Origin of the sequence: Parvibaculum sp. (genome assembly GCF_002684405.1) — a bacterium.
Lineage (GTDB): Bacteria > Pseudomonadota > Alphaproteobacteria > Parvibaculales > Parvibaculaceae > Parvibaculum.
Genome location: NZ_NYVD01000161.1, coordinates 1 through 15,126, shown reverse-complemented (window position 1 = coordinate 15,126; position 15,126 = coordinate 1). Strand labels below are relative to the sequence as shown.

Here is a 15,126-nt window from a genome sequence, read left to right as displayed (position 1 = left end):
GGTGATATGGAACCGGTATCCGGCGGCAAGACGCGGCCTTTCAGCGGCTTTGAATGGCTGCTGGCCTTCCGCTATCTGAGGGCCCGTCGCAAGGAAGGCTTCGTCTCTGTCATTGCGGCAATCTCTTTTACCGGGATTATGCTTGGGGTGGCGGCCCTCATTATTGTTATGTCGGTGATGAACGGTTTCCGTACGGAACTTCTCTCCCGCATTCTTGGCCTCAACGGCCATATGTTTGTGCGCGGCGTCGCCGGCTATATCACCGATTACGACAGCGTGGCGGACAGGGTGCGCAAGGTGAACGGCGTGATCCATGTCATGCCACTTGTCGAAGGACAGGTCATGGCCTCCACGCCGGCGAATGCATCCGGCGCGCTGGTGCGCGGTGTACGCGAAAGCGACCTGCAGGACTTGGCCGCCGTCTCGGATAATGTGCTGATGGGCTCGCTGGACAGCTTCAAGGAGGGCGAGATCGCCGTCGGTTCGCGTCTGGCGCGTAAGCTTGGCGTCTCCATCGGCGACAAGATCACACTGTTGAGCTCAAGGGGCACATCCACGCCTTTCGGCACGGCGCCACGCGTGCGCGCCTTCAAGATCGGTGCGATCTTCGAGATCGGCATGTCGGAATATGATGCGACCTTCATCTTCATGCCGATCACCGCGGCGCAGAATTTCCTGAAGACCGGAGATGGCGTGAACGCGCTGGAGCTGAGGATCAAGGACCCCGACCGCGTGAACGAGGAAGTCCTGCCCGTCGCACAGGCCGCCGGGTCCTGTTGCGATGTCGTGACCTGGCAGCAGACCAATCAGAGTTTCTTTAGCGCGCTTCAGGTGGAGCGCAATGTGATGTTCCTCATCATGACGCTCATCCTCGTCGTTGCCGCGCTCAACATCATTTCGGGGCTCATCATGCTGGTGAAGGACAAGGGCAGGGACATCGCCGTGCTGCGTACCATGGGCGCGACGCGCGGCTCGGTTCTGCGCATCTTCTTCATCTCCGGCGCCTCGATCGGCGTATTGGGCACGTTGGCCGGTTTCGCGCTCGGGCTCGTCTTCTGCCTCAACATCGAACCGCTGCGTCAGTTCCTGTCGAGCCTGTCGGGCACGGAGCTGTTCTCGCCGGAGGTCTATTTCCTGAGCCGCATGCCCGCGGAAGTGGATGTCAGCGAAGTGACCTCCGTTGTCCTCATGGCGCTGGGGCTTTCATTCGCGGCGACGCTTTATCCCGCCTGGCGTGCCGCCTCGCTCGATCCGGTGGAGGCGCTGCGCTATGAGTGATGTAACCGCTGCCACCACTGACGGCATGCCCGCCCTCAGCCTGAAAGACGTCACACGCACCTATGAGCAGGGCGAAGAGACGCTCCATATCTTTCGCGAACTTTCGCTCGATATCTGGAAAGGTCAGATGGTCGGGCTCGTTGGCCCCTCTGGCGCGGGTAAATCCTCGCTGCTGCACATCGCCGGCCTGCTGGAAATGCCGAATAGCGGCGCCGTGATGATCGGCGGGCGCGACTGCGTGGCGCTGCCGGACAGCCAGAAGACTGCCGTCCGCCGCACCGATGTCGGCTTCGTCTATCAGTTCCACAATCTGCTGCCCGAATTCTCGGCGGTGGAAAATGTCATGCTGCCCCAGCTCGTGGCGGGCCGGAAAAAGAGCGAGGCGCATGATTTCGCCATGGACCTGCTCACCCGCATGGGGCTCGCGCCCCGCGCGACGCATCGGCCGGCCGAACTTTCCGGCGGCGAGCAGCAGCGTGTCGCCATTGCCCGCGCGCTGGCCAACCGACCGCGCCTCGTGCTGGCCGACGAGCCCACCGGCAATCTCGATCCCAAGACCTCCCGGCATGTCTTCACCGAGCTGTTGAATGTCTGCCGGCAGGAGGGGGTGGCTGCGCTTATCGCGACCCACAATCTCGACCTCGCTTCGCATATGGACCGGGTCGTCCTGCTCCATGAAGGCAAGCTGCTCGAAGGTGCGGAACTCGCCGCGCAATACCAGAGCCTTTGATCGATAATATCGATTGATTTGACAAGAATAACGCGTTGGACCGATTGATCGGTTTTACGCATGATCCCTGTAGTTAGAAAACAGGGAGCCTTGTCATGTCGGCCAACGACGCAGCAACCGTTACGCACCCCAAGCGCCTTCAGAACGCAGCCGCGCTGCTGCCGGGTCTGGGCCTGACGGTCATCATCGGCGCGGTCGCCACCGGCCTTCATGAGCTGCCGGGCATGGGCCCCTTGAGCCCGCTTATTCTCGCCATCCTGCTCGGCATGGCCTTCAACAACATCGTCGGCACGCCGGCGGCGGCCAAACAGGGCGTGAAATTTGCGCTCCGCCGGATCCTCCGCTTCGCCGTCATGCTGCTGGGCCTCCAGCTCACGCTGGCGCAGGTTGAAAGCGTCGGGCTGGGCGGCCTCGCCGCGACGCTCGCCACGCTCGGCGCGACCTTCTTCTTCACCCTCTGGATGGGCCGTGCGCTCGGCGTCGGCAGATCGCTCTCCGCGCTGATCGCCTCGGGCACCTCCATTTGCGGGGCCTCCGCCGTCATCGCCGCCGATGCCGTCATTGGCGGTGAGGATGAGGAAGTCGCCTATGCCGTTGCCTGCGTGACGATATTCGGCTCCATCTCCATGCTGCTTTACCCGATCCTGGGCGCGGCCATGGCGCTCTCCTCCCACACCTACGGCCTGTGGACCGGCGCGACCATTCACGAGGTGGCGCAGGTCGTGGCCGCCGCATTCCAGGGCGGCGAGGCGGCGGGCCATTTCGGCACCATCGTGAAACTCACCCGGGTCATGATGCTGGCCCCCGTCATTCTGGCGCTGGCCGCCTTCTGGGTTCGCGAGAAGCATCATGGCGACCCCGATGTTGCCGGACCGGAAGAGGGCGCCGCCGCGCAGAGCCGCTGGGCTCATATCCCCTGGTTCGCCTTCGGCTTTCTCGCGCTCATCGTGGTGAACACGCTCTTTCCCCTGGAAACGACGGCGAAGGCGGACACGGCAATGGTGACGACCTTCCTGCTGGCGGTCGCCGTGGCCGCGATGGGCCTCGAGACCGATTTTCGCAAGCTCCTTGCGATGGGGCTCCGGCCGCTCATCCTCGGGGCGGCGGCCTGGATATTCATTTCCGTGACGGGACTGGGGCTCGTAACCTGGTTAAGCTGACCGACCTTCGATTTCTCCGGGAACCCGCCTGTGACGCTTGACCAGCTTCGTATCTTCTTGGCCGTCGCCGAACGCGAGCATGTAACGCAGGCCGCGGCGGCATTGGGGCTGACCCAATCGGCGGTGAGCGCCGCCATCGCAGCGCTGGAGGCGCGCCACGATACGAGGCTCTTCGACCGGGTCGGCCGTCATATCGAACTGACGGCTGCCGGAAAGACCTTTCTCGGCGAGGCGAGGGCGGTCGTCGCCCGGGCCGAGGCGGCGGAACTCATGCTGAGCGAACTCGGCTCCCACGCGAAGGGCGCGATCAACGTAGCCGCCAGCCAGACCATCGCCAGCTATTGGCTGCCGCCGCATCTCGTCCGTTTCCGCGAAAGCGCACCGGAAGTCGATGTCCGGCTGGAGCAGGGCAATACCAGCGCCGTCATCGAAGCGGTAAAAGCGGGCACGGCGGATATCGGCTTCGTCGAGGGCGAGGTGAAAGCGGCCGCGCTGGCGGTCGATCAGGTCGGCATCGACGAGATGGTCCTTGTCGTCGCGCCGGATCACCCGCTGGCCGAACGGCGCAGCCTGAAACCCGCCGATCTTGCCGCCGCCGACTGGATCGTCCGCGAGCCGGGGTCGGGTACGCGCTCGGAAGCCGAAAACGCGGTCGCAGCCCTGGGCGTGCCCATCCATGAGCGCCGCATCGCCATGGTCCTGCCGTCCAACGAGGCCGTGCGCGCCGCGGTGGAGGCGGGCGCAGGTATTGCCGCGCTGTCGGAACTGGTCGTGGCCGAGAGCATTCGGGGCGGCAGGCTGGAACGGCTGAAACCGGCGCTCGGACGCCGCGCTTTCCACGTGGTCCGTCACAAGGAGCGCCGCTTGAGCAAGGCGGCCGAGGCCCTGATCGACCACTGCAAATCCGCCTGACGCAGGGCTACGTAATCCCGGAGATTTTCCTCTTGACGGGTGAGAACAAAGAGGGAACTATCTGCATCAGAACATTCCATGAACACATCGTTCGCGAAGGGGCTGAATATGCAGACGGGACATGAAACCAATGGCTGGCTGAAGGACATCGCGGCGCTGGCATCCATCACCGCTTTCATCTTCACGGCCGTGACCTGGGTCGAGATCGCCAGGGGACTGATGGGATAATCGTCTTTTCCACATCTTTATTTCGCGACCCCGCCTGACACGGGGCCGCTGGAGCGGGAGAATGCAAGCCATGGCCGATTCCCGCTCCTCGCAATCCCAACCGCTTCAATTCATCCATCTGCGGATGCACACCGCCTATTCCCTGCTGGAAGGGGCGATCCGCATGAAGGATGTGCCCAAGCTCTGCAAGGAGCAGGGCATGCCCGCCGTGGCGATCACGGATGCGGCCAATCTCTTCGGCGCGCTGGAATTTTCCGAGGTGCTGTCCGGCGCGGGGCTTCAGCCCATTATCGGCTGTACGCTGCCTGTCCTGCTCGCCGCCGATGACGAGCCGGGCCGCGGCCCCCGCCGCGAGCCTTCCGGCATCATTGCGCTGCTGGCCAAGGACGAGCAGGGCTACAAGAACCTCATGAAGCTTTCGAGCCGTGCGTTTCTCGATCCGGAAGCCGGGGAGCCCGCCCATGTGCCCCTCGCCAAGATCGCGGAATGCCAGGAAGGGCTCATCTGTCTGACCGGCGGGCCGGAAGGCGTGGTGAACAAGCTGCTGGAGGCCGGCCAGCCCGGTCCGGCGGAGGAAAATCTCGACTGGCTGCAAAAGACCTTCGGCGACCGGCTCTATGTCGAGCTGCAGCGCCACGGCATGGCGCGCGAACGCCAGACGGAGGGGCAACTCGTCGATTGGGCCTATGAAAAGGCCATCCCGCTGGTCGCCACCAACGAACCTTATTTTGCCAGGGAAGACGAGTTCGAAGCGCATGACGCGATGATCTGCATCGCGGAGGGCGCCTATGTCGCCCAGACCGACCGGCGCAGCCTGACGCCCGAACACCGTTTCAAGTCGCAGGCCGAAATGGTCGCGCTCTTCTCCGATCTGCCCGAGGCGATCGAGAACACGCTGGAGATCGCCCGGCGTTGCGCCTTCCGCCCGCGCACGCACAAGCCGATCCTGCCCAATTTCGCCCTCGGCACCAGCGAGGCGGATGAGCTGGTGCGCCAGGCCGAGGAAGGCCTCACCGCGCGTCTTGCCGCCGTGGAAGCGGTGGCCGATGAGGAGGTCTACCGCAAGCGCCTGCGTTTCGAGCTCGACATCATCGTGAAGATGGATTTCCCCGGCTACTTCCTCATCGTGGCCGACTTCATCAAATGGGCGAAGGCGCATGACATTCCGGTCGGGCCGGGCCGCGGATCGGGCGCGGGCTCGGTCGTCGCCTGGGCGCTGACCATTACCGACCTCGACCCCTTGCGTTTCGGGCTCCTGTTCGAGCGCTTCCTGAACCCCGAACGCGTCTCCATGCCGGACTTCGATATCGACTTCTGTCAGGACCGGCGCGACGAGGTGATCCGCTATGTGCAGGATCGCTATGGCTACGATCAGGTCGCCCAGATCATCACCTTCGGTAAGCTTCAGGCCCGCGCCGTGCTGCGCGATGTGGGACGCGTCCTCCAGCTTCCCTATGGCCAGGTGGACCGGCTCTGCAAGCTCGTGCCCAATAATCCGGCCAATCCGGTCACGCTGCCCGAAGCGATCGAGGGGGAACCGCGCCTTCAGGAGGAAGCGAAGAACGACGAGACCGTCGCCCGCATGCTGGAAATCGGCCAGAAGCTGGAGGGGCTCTATCGCCACGCCTCGACCCACGCCGCCGGCGTGGTGATCGGCGACCGCCCGCTGGACGAGCTGGTGCCGCTCTATCGCGATCCCCGCTCGGATATGCCGGTGACCCAGTTCAACATGAAATGGGTGGAGCCGGCGGGCCTCGTGAAGTTCGACTTTCTCGGCCTGAAGACGCTCACCGTGCTGCAGCAGGCGGTGAACCTGCTGAAACTCCGGGATATCGAGGTCGATCTCGCCCATTTGCCGCTGGACGACAGGGCCAGCTACGAGATGCTGGCAAAGGGGCAGACGGTCGGTGTGTTCCAGCTTGAAAGTTCGGGCATGCGCGACATGCTCCGCAAGCTCAATGCCGACCGCTTCGAAGACATTATCGCCATGGTGGCGCTCTACCGCCCGGGCCCCATGGACAACATCCCGAAATACATCGCCTGCAAGAAAGGCGAGGAAAAGCCCGACTATCTGCATCCCTGGCTGGAAGATGTCCTGCGCGAGACGCATGGCGTCATCATCTATCAGGAGCAGGTGATGCAGATCGCGCAGATCCTCTCCGGCTACTCGCTGGGCGAAGCCGACCTTCTCCGCCGCGCCATGGGCAAGAAGATCAAGGCGGAGATGGAGAAGCAGAAGGAACGCTTCGTCACCGGCGCCGTCGAGAAGGGCGTGGACAAGGCCAAGGCGGCGGAAATCTTCGAGCTGGTGGACAAGTTCGCGGGCTATGGCTTCAACAAGTCGCATGCCGCCGCTTATGCGCTGGTCGCCTATCAGACGGCCTGGCTGAAGGCGAACTACCCGGTGGAGTTCCTGGCCGCCTCCATGAGCCTTGATCTCAACAACACCGATAAACTGAATGTTTTCAAGGAAGAAGCGACCCGTCTTGGCATCAAGGTTTGCCCGCCATCGGTGAACCGCTCCGAAGCCATGTTCACGGTGGAGAACGGCGAGGTGCTCTATGCGCTTGCCGCCATCAAGAATGTCGGCCGTCAGGCGATGGAGCATGTGGTTGAAGTCCGCCGGGAAGGCGGGCCCTTCGCCGACATTTACGACTTTGCGCGCCGCGTCAGCCCGCGCTTCATCAACAAGCGCACCTTCGAGAATCTGGTCCGCGCCGGCGCCTTCGACGACCTTCACAAGGATCGAGCCCAACTCCTTGCAAGCGCAGACCTTTTGATGGGCATCGCAAGTTCCGCGGCGGAGGAGCGCGAGACCCAGCAGGTGAACCTCTTCGGCGGCGACAGCGGGGCCGCGATGGCCAATCCGGCCCTGCCGCGCGTGGAAAGCTGGACGCCGATACAGCGCCTCAATGAGGAATTCAACGCCATCGGCTTCTACCTCTCCGGCCACCCGCTGGACGGCTATCTGACCTCGCTCAAGCGGGCGGGCGTCGTCACCTATGCGGAAATGCTGTCGCGCAGCACCCCGGCCGCCAAGATGGCCGGCACGGTGACGGCCCGTCAGGAACGACGCTCGAAGAAGGGCAACCCCTTCGCCTTTCTCAACCTGTCTGATCCGACCGGCCAGTTCGAGATGATCGTGTTTTCCGAGGTGCTCTCCGCCTCGCGCGATGACATGGAGCCCGGCAAATCCGTGGTCGTCTCCGTGGAAATCGATCGCGCGGGCGATGAGGTGAAGCTCCGGGCTCTGGCCGTGCAGTCACTGGAGGCCGCGACCGCCAATGTGGAAGAGGGCATGAAGGTCTTCCTGGAGGATCCTTCCACGCTCGAACCGCTCAAGACACGTCTCAAGGAAAAGGGAAAAGGCATTGTTTCCCTTGTTCTTTTGGCCGACAAGGGGCGTGAAATCGAGATCGAGCTGAAGGATCGCTACCGCGTGACGCCTGAAATCCGCGGCGCGATCAAATCCATGACCGGCGTCATCGAGGTGCAGGAAATCTGACGGGCCGCGAAATCCGCCCGCCTGGTCGCGCCCCGACAGGCCGCGCTAAGCCGCTATTCACGCTTGCTTTTCAGCCTTTCTCCCCCTATACCGGCGCCATTCCACACGCGGGGTTGGGTGTACCCACCGTCTCTGTCCAATCTTCAACGGGTCGTCACAGAGACAACATAGGGTGCCCCCGTCCGGTGCGGTCGGCCTCATTCAATGCGAGGCCGACACGTTTCCCCCTGCGGAGGTCCAACCGGAAAAAGGAGCAGGGTGTCATGGCACTCCCCGATTTTACTATGCGTCAATTGCTGGAGGCCGGTGTTCACTTCGGTCACCAGACCCATCGCTGGAACCCGAAGATGGAGACCTTCCTCTTCGGCAACCGCAACAACATCCACATCATCGATCTGGCCCAGACGGTGCCGCTTCTGCACCAGGCGCTCGTCGCCGTGCGCGATGTGGTGGCCGGTGGCGGCCGTGTGCTCTTCGTCGGCACCAAGCGTCAGGCCTCCGATCCGATCGCCGAGGCGGCGCGCCAGTGCGCCCAGTACTACATCAATCACCGTTGGCTCGGCGGCACGCTGACCAACTGGAAAACGATTTCCAACTCGATCCGTCGCCTGCGCGAACTGGACGAGATCCTTGGTGGCGAGGCCCGTGGCCTGACCAAGAAGGAAGTCCTGATGATGACCCGCGAGCGCGACAAGCTTGAGCGCGCCATCGGCGGTATCAAGGACATGGGCGGTATTCCCGACCTGATGTTCGTGATCGACACGAACAAGGAAACGATCGCCATTCAGGAAGCCCGCAAGCTTGGCATTCCGGTTGTTGCCATTCTGGATTCCAACTGCGATCCGGACGGCATTGCCTATCCGATCCCGGGCAATGACGACGCGGCGCGCGCCATCAGCCTCTACACCGATCTGATCTCCCGCGCGGTGATCGACGGTATCTCGCAGAGCCAGGGCTCCATGGGTGTCGATATCGGCGCCGAGGCGGAACCGATGGCCGAGCCCGCGCTGGCTGACGCCCCCGCGGCTGAAGAAGCCCCGGCAGCCGAAGCAGCGGCTGAGCCGGCGGCCGAAACCCCGGCCGAGTAAGCCGGGTCCGAATTCGGCCTGGCGGGACTGCCCGAACGCGCTTCGGGGTCCCGCCAGTGCTCTTGGGAGAGCTCTTGACTGGCTTCGGCAGACGCGGATTGTTCGCGGGCCGGGGCCGCAGCATTTTTGAGGAAATCCGATGGCTGATATCACCGCAAGCATGGTGAAGGAACTGCGCGAAAAGACCGGCGCAGGCATGATGGACTGCAAGGCAGCGCTGAAGGAAAACGACGGCGACATGGAAGCCGCGGTTGACTGGCTGAGGACCAAGGGTCTGGCCAAGGCCGCCAAGAAGGCCGGTCGCGTCGCCGCCGAAGGTCTCGTTGGCGTCGTTGCCGACGGTACGCGCGGCGCGGTCGTGGAAGTGAATTCCGAAACCGACTTCGTGGCCCGCAACGAACAGTTCCAGGGCATGGTCTCCGAAATCGCCAAGCTGGCGCTCGACGCCAATGGTGATGTCGATGCGCTCAAGGCGGCGACCTACACCGGCTCGTCTAAATCCGTCGAGGATTACGTGACCGAAGCCGTCGGCACGATCGGCGAGAACATGAATGTCCGCCGCGCGGGCTTCATCTCGGTCGATGAGGGCGTGGTCGCGGCCTATGTCCACAATCAGGTCGTGCCGGGTCTCGGCAAGATCGGCGTGCTGGTCGGTCTTGAATCCGCCGGCGACAAGGAAAAGTTGGCTGAGCTCGGCAAGCAGATCGCGATGCATGTCGCGGCGACGACCCCGCTGGCCACCCGTCCCGAGGACATGGATCAGGACACGATCGAGCGTGAGCGCAACGTGCTCATCGCCGAAGCGAAGGAATCGGGCCGCCCCGACAACATCATCGAGAAGATGGTCGAAGGCCGCATGCGCAAGTTCCTCCAGGAAGTCGTGCTGCTCTCCCAGGCCTTCGTGATCGACCCGGACAATTCCGTCGAGCAGGCCGTGAAGAACGCCGAAGGCGACATCGGCGCCCCGGTGAAAGTCGTCGGCTTCCTGCGCTTCGGCCTTGGCGAAGGCGTCGAAAAGGAAGAGGCGGATTTCGCCGCGGAAGTGGCTGCCGCCCGCGGTTGAGGCATTTTGCCTCTGTGAATACAGCGCCCCCTTCGCCAACCGGCGCAGGGGGCGCTATTGTCTCTGGCAGGTGAGGAGGGATTCGCCCCTCAGCCCATCTGTCCAGATGCCACGCCCATAGCGCCGGAATCCTGCCCATGTCCGCCAGTGTCACGAAAAGTGCAACCGAAAGCGCAGCCGAAGGCGCCGACAAGCCGCGTTACTCCCGCGTTCTCCTGAAGGTTTCGGGCGAAGCCCTGATGGGGGATACCCAATACGGTATCGATGTCGGCACGGTCGATCGCATCGCCCGGGAAATCCAGCAGGCCTGCGAGATCGGCGTCGAGGTTTGCCTCGTGATCGGCGGTGGCAACATCTTCCGCGGGCTGTCAGGCGCGGCCAAGGGGATGGAGCGGGCAAGCGCGGACTATATGGGCATGCTGGCAACCGTCATGAACGCGCTGGCCATGCAGAATTCGCTGGAACGCCTGGATGTGCCCACCCGGGTTCTTTCCGCCATTCCCATGATGACCATTTGCGAGCCCTATATCCGCCGCCGCGCGGTGCGGCACATGGAAAAGGGCAGGGTCGTCATTTTCGCGGCCGGCACCGGCAATCCCTTCTTCACCACCGATACCGCCGCTGCGCTCCGCGCCACCGAGATGGGCTGCGATGCGCTGCTGAAGGGGACGCAGGTCGACGGCGTCTATTCCGACGACCCCAAGAAGGTCCCCGACGCGGAACGCTATGAGCGGCTGACCTATTTCGACGTGATCGCGCGCGATCTGAAGGTGATGGATACCTCCGCCATCGCGCTGGCCCGGGAAAACGATATTCCGATCATCGTTTTTTCCATTCACGATTCCGGCTCCCTGGTCGATGTTCTGACGGGCAAGGGACGCTGCACTATCATCGAGAACGCTGCCTGAGAAACGCTTGCGGGCGAACCAAGGCACGGAAGGAACCGACATGGCTGACCAAGAAGAAACTTTCGATCTGGACGACACCGAACGCCGCATGAAGGGCGCTGTGCAGGCACTGAAGACCGAGTTCGGCGGCCTGCGGACAGGCCGCGCGACCGCGAGCCTGCTGGATCCGATCACCGTCGACGCCTATGGACAGACCATGCCGCTCAACCAGGTCGGCACGGTCGGTGTGCCCGAGCCCCGTATGCTGACGGTTTCCGTCTGGGACAAGGGCATGGTGGCGGCCGTCGAAAAGGCGATCCGCAATTCCGGCCTCGGCCTCAATCCGGTTGTCGACGGCACACTGCTCCGCCTGCCGATCCCGGAACTCAACGAGGAGCGTCGTCAGGAACTGACCAAGGTCGCCGCGCGCTATACCGAGCAGGCCCGCATCGCCGTGCGCAATGTACGCCGCGACGCGATGGACGAGCTGAAGAAGCTCGAAAAGGACGGCAAGATGAGCAAGGACGATCACAAGATCTGGAGCGACGAGGTCCAGTCTTTGACCGACAAGTTCATCGCGGAAATCGACGCCGCGCTGGCCCACAAAGAAAGTGAAATCATGCAGGTGTGAGGCCTTGCTGTTGCCTTGATGGCAGGTTTCACTATCGGGATGACGGTCGCTCAGACCCGGCTAAAATAAGAAAACCCGGTTGACGGTATGATGTTGACGTCCAAGCAAAATGACAGCGAGACCGCCTCTCAGGCGGTGCCGCGTCATGTCGCCATCATTATGGACGGCAATGGACGCTGGGCCGCCAAGCGCCATTTGCCTCGGGCTGCCGGGCACCGCCAGGGTGTCGAAGCGGTTCGCGTCATCGTCCGGGCCGCCTCCGATATCGGCATCGAATATCTGACGCTTTACAGCTTCAGCTCCGAAAACTGGAACCGTCCGCCCGAGGAAGTGAACGACCTGATGGGATTGTTGCGCCTGTTCATCCGGCGCGACCTCGCGGAGTTGCACCGCAACGGCGTCAATATCCGGATCATCGGGGATCGCACGCATCTCGATCCCGATCTGGTCTCCCTCATCGATGAAGCCGAAACGCTGACCCGCGCCAATACGAGGCTGCGCCTGATCATCGCGTTCAATTATGGCGGCAAGAACGAGATTGCCTGCGCCATGCGCCGCATCGCACAGGAAGTGGAGGCCGGCAAGCTCCGCGCAAGCGAGATCACGCCGGACACGGTATCCGCCTATCTCGACACGGCGGGCATTCCCGATCCCGACCTCGTGATCCGTACCAGCGGCGAAAAGCGCCTCTCCAACTTCCTGATCTGGCAAAGCGCCTATTCCGAGCTTCTCTTCGACGATGTGTTCTGGCCGGACTTCACGCCGGACCATCTTCGTGCCGCCATTGCCGAGTTCAACGGCCGCCAGCGCCGTTTCGGCGCCGTCCCGGCGGGAAATGGAAGCTGATCGCGATATGACTGAACCCGGCGGTCCGCCCGATACCTCCCGAATGGGCAGCGCCCGATTTGGCGATATGGCGCGGCGCGTTGTCTCCGCTCTTTTGCTGGCGCCGCTGGCATTGGCCTGTACCTGGGCGGGCGGATGGATTTTCGCCGCGATGCTGGCCATTGCCGCGGTCGCGATGGCGCTGGAGGTTTCGCATCTCATCTATCGCAGCACGGGGGTTCGCGATGCGCTCGGCCTGATACTCGCCGTGCTGCTGGCCATTGCCTTTGCCGCCGCCGGGCTTCCCTCGGCTGGCCTTGCCGTTGCCGCAGGCATTATGGCCTTCGCGCTGGCCGGTCGCTTGTGGCGGCATGGGGCGGCGGGGCAGGCCCTGATCGCCTATCCCTATTTGGTGCTGCCTTTCGTGGCGCTTATCTGGCTGCGGAACGATCCTTCCTATGGCCTGGAGGCTGTCTTCTGGCTTCTGGTGATGGTGTGGGCTATCGACAGCTTCGCTTATTTCGCAGGCCGCACGATCGGCGGGCCGAAGCTCATGCCGTCCATTTCGCCGAAAAAGACCTGGGCCGGGCTCATAGGGGGCATGGTCGGGGCCGTCGTGGCGGGCGTGGCGGCTGCATTGATGATCGGGGCGGGCTCTCCCATACTGCTGGCAGTCTTGAGCGCGGGGCTGGCAATCGTCGAACAACTGGGCGATTTCTTCGAATCCGCCATGAAGCGCCGTGCCGGCCTCAAGGATTCCGGGCATCTCATCCCCGGTCATGGGGGTGTGCTGGACCGGGTCGACGGTCTGATGGCGGTGACGGTCGCCGCGGCCCTGCTTGGAATTGTTCACAATGCCGCTAACCCGGCGGCTGGAGTGCTGATTTGGCCCTGATGGCGGAAGCGGAAAAGCTGCCCGCGTCGAATGCGACGCCAAGGCGTATCACCATACTCGGCTCGACCGGCTCGATCGGTTGTTCGACGCTCGATCTCGTGGAACGCCAGCCGGAAAGCTTTGAGATCGAGGCGCTGACGGCACACCGCAATGTCGATGCCCTTGTGGCGCAGGCTCTCAAATTCCGCCCGTCGGTCGCGGTGATCGGCGACCCCGCGGGCTATGACGCCTTGAAACGGGGCCTGGCCGGAAGCGGGATCGAGGCGGCGGCGGGGGCCGCGGCCATTGATGAGGCGGCTTCCCGTCCTTCCGATTTCGTTATGGCGGGCATTGTCGGCGCAGCGGGGCTCGCGCCGACGCTGGCCGCGGTACGGCGAGGGGCCTGCGTGGCGCTTGCGAACAAGGAATGCCTTGTCTCGGCGGGAGCATTGTTCCTGGCGGAGGTCGAGCGCTCGGGCGCCGTCCTCCTGCCAGTGGACTCCGAGCACAATGCCATTTTCCAGGTGCTGGAGGCCGACAAGCCTGAAAGCATCTCCCGGATCATTCTGACGGCGTCGGGCGGTCCGTTCCGGACCTGGACGGTGGAGGAGATGGCCTCGGCCACGCCGGCCCAGGCCGTCGCTCATCCCCGCTGGGAGATGGGAGCCAAGATTTCGGTCGACAGCGCGACGCTGATGAACAAGGGCCTTGAGTTGATCGAGGCGTTTTACCTGTTTCCGGTGGAAGAGAGCCAGATCGACGTCATTATCCACCCCGAGTCGATCATTCACTCCATGGTCGAATATGTCGACGGATCCGTGCTTGCCCAGCTGGGCTCGCCCGACATGCGGACGCCCATCGGCTACACGCTGGCATGGCCGTCGCGCATGGCCACGCCGAGCGCGCGTCTGGACTTCGCAGAAATCGGTAAATTAACCTTCGAAGTCCCTGATGTTGTTAGGTTTCCGCTCCTTCGGCTGGCAAGGGAGGCGCTGAAGGATGGCGGCGCCGCACCAAACGTACTCAATGCCGCCAATGAGGTCGCCGTCGCGGCCTTTCTGAACGGTAGGCTCCCCTTCGCCGAAATCGCCGCTACCGTCGAAGAGGTCCTGCGCAGCGACGCCTGGGGAACGCAGGTGCCGTCAGGCCTGGAAGACGTTTACGAATTGGATGCCCTGTCGCGAAAACTGGCGTCTGAATGGGTGCAAAAGCGGTCATGCTGACGTAGGCTGTACCGCCGTCAGGGGCTGGTGACTCGCGGAAAATGGTGGCTTTGCCGGACGTTTGTCCATGTATTGGGCATACTTGGCTGATATGATCGCCGGCACGATCGGGGAGTACCCCGGCGGCCAGTGAAAGAAGTTGGATAATATGAGCATTCTGGCGAGTATTGGTGGGTTCGGGGAGACGCTTTTCAGCTATCTGCTGCCGTTCATTTTTGTCCTTGGCGTCGTGGTTTTTTTCCACGAGCTGGGGCATTTCTGGGTGGCGCGGCGCTGCGGCGTGAAGGTCGACACCTTCTCCATCGGTTTCGGGCCCGAGATTTTCGGTTGGAATGATCGTCATCAGACGCGCTGGAAGCTGAGCTGGATTCCGCTTGGCGGTTTCGTGAAATTCGCCGGGGACGAAAACGCCGCGAGCATGCCCAGTCGTGAGCAACTCGCCGCCATCCCCGATAGCCAGCGCAAAGGCCTGTTCCATTTCAAACCGCTCTGGCAGCGCGCCGCGGTGGTCGCTGCCGGACCGATCGCGAATTTCATCCTGGCGATCGCGATTTTCGCCGGTATCTACACGTTTGCAGGGCAGACGGTGGCGCTGCCGACGGTTGATGGCGTGCGTCAGGGAACAGCCGCGGATGAAGCCGGTTTTGAAGCTGGCGACTATGTCGTGAAGATCGACGGCAGCAAGATCGACACCTTCGAAGACATGCAGCGCATAGTGGAGG

General features: G+C 63.1%; 14 protein-coding genes. All 14 read left to right on the top strand.

What is annotated here, in order from left to right; all coding sequences use genetic code 11:
* The first annotated feature begins 6 nt into the window (after positions 1-6).
* Positions 7-1,278: a lipoprotein-releasing ABC transporter permease subunit gene (locus CMI59_RS14970; RefSeq protein ID WP_293329047.1), complete on the top strand. Its 1,272-nt coding sequence runs from the start codon at positions 7-9 to the stop codon at positions 1,276-1,278.
* Entirely contained in the window at positions 1,271-2,008 is a 738-nt protein-coding gene (locus tag CMI59_RS14965) for an ABC transporter ATP-binding protein (RefSeq protein WP_293329035.1), read from the top strand. Before CMI59_RS14970 ends, CMI59_RS14965 begins: the two co-directional genes overlap by 8 nt.
* A 95-nt stretch (positions 2,009-2,103) precedes the next feature.
* Positions 2,104-3,168: a YeiH family protein gene (locus CMI59_RS14960; protein ID WP_293329034.1), complete on the top strand. Its 1,065-nt coding sequence runs from the start codon at positions 2,104-2,106 to the stop codon at positions 3,166-3,168.
* A 30-nt stretch (positions 3,169-3,198) separates the two neighbouring features.
* Entirely contained in the window at positions 3,199-4,080 is an 882-nt protein-coding gene (locus CMI59_RS14955; RefSeq protein ID WP_293329033.1) for a LysR family transcriptional regulator, read from the top strand.
* Positions 4,081-4,158: 78 nt separating this feature from the next.
* A complete protein-coding gene (locus CMI59_RS14950; RefSeq protein WP_293329032.1) occupies positions 4,159-4,308 on the top strand; it encodes a hypothetical protein in 150 nt (49 codons plus the stop codon).
* Between the two features lie 70 nt (positions 4,309-4,378).
* The gene (gene dnaE / locus CMI59_RS14945; RefSeq protein WP_293329031.1) at positions 4,379-7,813 is read left to right on the top strand and encodes a DNA polymerase III subunit alpha; all 3,435 of its coding nucleotides are present in this window, start codon (positions 4,379-4,381) and stop codon (positions 7,811-7,813) included.
* A 263-nt stretch (positions 7,814-8,076) separates the two neighbouring features.
* Positions 8,077-8,901: a 30S ribosomal protein S2 gene (rpsB, locus tag CMI59_RS14940; RefSeq protein WP_293329030.1), complete on the top strand. Its 825-nt coding sequence runs from the start codon at positions 8,077-8,079 to the stop codon at positions 8,899-8,901.
* Between the two features lie 139 nt (positions 8,902-9,040).
* The gene (gene tsf, locus CMI59_RS14935) at positions 9,041-9,964 is read left to right on the top strand and encodes a translation elongation factor Ts (protein ID WP_293329029.1); all 924 of its coding nucleotides are present in this window, start codon (positions 9,041-9,043) and stop codon (positions 9,962-9,964) included.
* Between the two features lie 137 nt (positions 9,965-10,101).
* Positions 10,102-10,872 carry a UMP kinase gene (gene pyrH, locus CMI59_RS14930; protein ID WP_293329028.1) on the top strand — a complete coding sequence of 257 codons (771 nt, stop codon included), beginning with the start codon at positions 10,102-10,104 and terminating at the stop codon, positions 10,870-10,872.
* Between the two features lie 40 nt (positions 10,873-10,912).
* Positions 10,913-11,482, top strand: coding sequence for a ribosome recycling factor (frr, locus tag CMI59_RS14925; protein WP_293329027.1), 570 nt, complete (start codon positions 10,913-10,915; stop codon positions 11,480-11,482).
* A 90-nt stretch (positions 11,483-11,572) separates the two neighbouring features.
* The gene (locus CMI59_RS14920) at positions 11,573-12,328 is read left to right on the top strand and encodes an isoprenyl transferase (RefSeq protein ID WP_293329046.1); all 756 of its coding nucleotides are present in this window, start codon (positions 11,573-11,575) and stop codon (positions 12,326-12,328) included.
* A 7-nt stretch (positions 12,329-12,335) separates the two neighbouring features.
* The gene (locus tag CMI59_RS14915) at positions 12,336-13,202 is read left to right on the top strand and encodes a phosphatidate cytidylyltransferase (protein WP_293329026.1); all 867 of its coding nucleotides are present in this window, start codon (positions 12,336-12,338) and stop codon (positions 13,200-13,202) included.
* A complete protein-coding gene (locus tag CMI59_RS14910; protein ID WP_293329045.1) occupies positions 13,202-14,404 on the top strand; it encodes a 1-deoxy-D-xylulose-5-phosphate reductoisomerase in 1,203 nt (400 codons plus the stop codon). The genes CMI59_RS14915 and CMI59_RS14910 overlap by 1 nt, the downstream gene beginning before the upstream one ends.
* A gap of 148 nt (positions 14,405-14,552) precedes the next feature.
* Positions 14,553-15,126: site-2 protease family protein (locus tag CMI59_RS14905; protein ID WP_293329025.1), on the top strand; the 574-nt coding region annotated here is incomplete at its 3' end.

Bases quoted from the DNA above. Each gene is read 5' to 3' on its own strand.
- CMI59_RS14950 (WP_293329032.1), top strand. From the start codon at position 4,159: ATGAACACATCGTTCGCGAAGGGGCTGAATATGCAGACGGGACATGAA.
- tsf (WP_293329029.1), top strand. From the start codon at position 9,041: ATGGCTGATATCACCGCAAGCATGGTGAAGGAACTGCGCGAAAAGACC.
- CMI59_RS14910 (WP_293329045.1), top strand. From the start codon at position 13,202: ATGGCGGAAGCGGAAAAGCTGCCCGCGTCGAATGCGACGCCAAGGCGT.
- dnaE (WP_293329031.1), top strand. From the start codon at position 4,379: ATGGCCGATTCCCGCTCCTCGCAATCCCAACCGCTTCAATTCATCCAT.
- rpsB (WP_293329030.1), top strand. From the start codon at position 8,077: ATGGCACTCCCCGATTTTACTATGCGTCAATTGCTGGAGGCCGGTGTT.
- CMI59_RS14960 (WP_293329034.1), top strand. From the start codon at position 2,104: ATGTCGGCCAACGACGCAGCAACCGTTACGCACCCCAAGCGCCTTCAG.
- CMI59_RS14965 (WP_293329035.1), top strand. From the start codon at position 1,271: ATGAGTGATGTAACCGCTGCCACCACTGACGGCATGCCCGCCCTCAGC.
- CMI59_RS14970 (WP_293329047.1), top strand. From the start codon at position 7: ATGGAACCGGTATCCGGCGGCAAGACGCGGCCTTTCAGCGGCTTTGAA.
- CMI59_RS14920 (WP_293329046.1), top strand. From the start codon at position 11,573: ATGTTGACGTCCAAGCAAAATGACAGCGAGACCGCCTCTCAGGCGGTG.
- pyrH (WP_293329028.1), top strand. From the start codon at position 10,102: ATGTCCGCCAGTGTCACGAAAAGTGCAACCGAAAGCGCAGCCGAAGGC.
- frr (WP_293329027.1), top strand. From the start codon at position 10,913: ATGGCTGACCAAGAAGAAACTTTCGATCTGGACGACACCGAACGCCGC.
- CMI59_RS14915 (WP_293329026.1), top strand. From the start codon at position 12,336: ATGACTGAACCCGGCGGTCCGCCCGATACCTCCCGAATGGGCAGCGCC.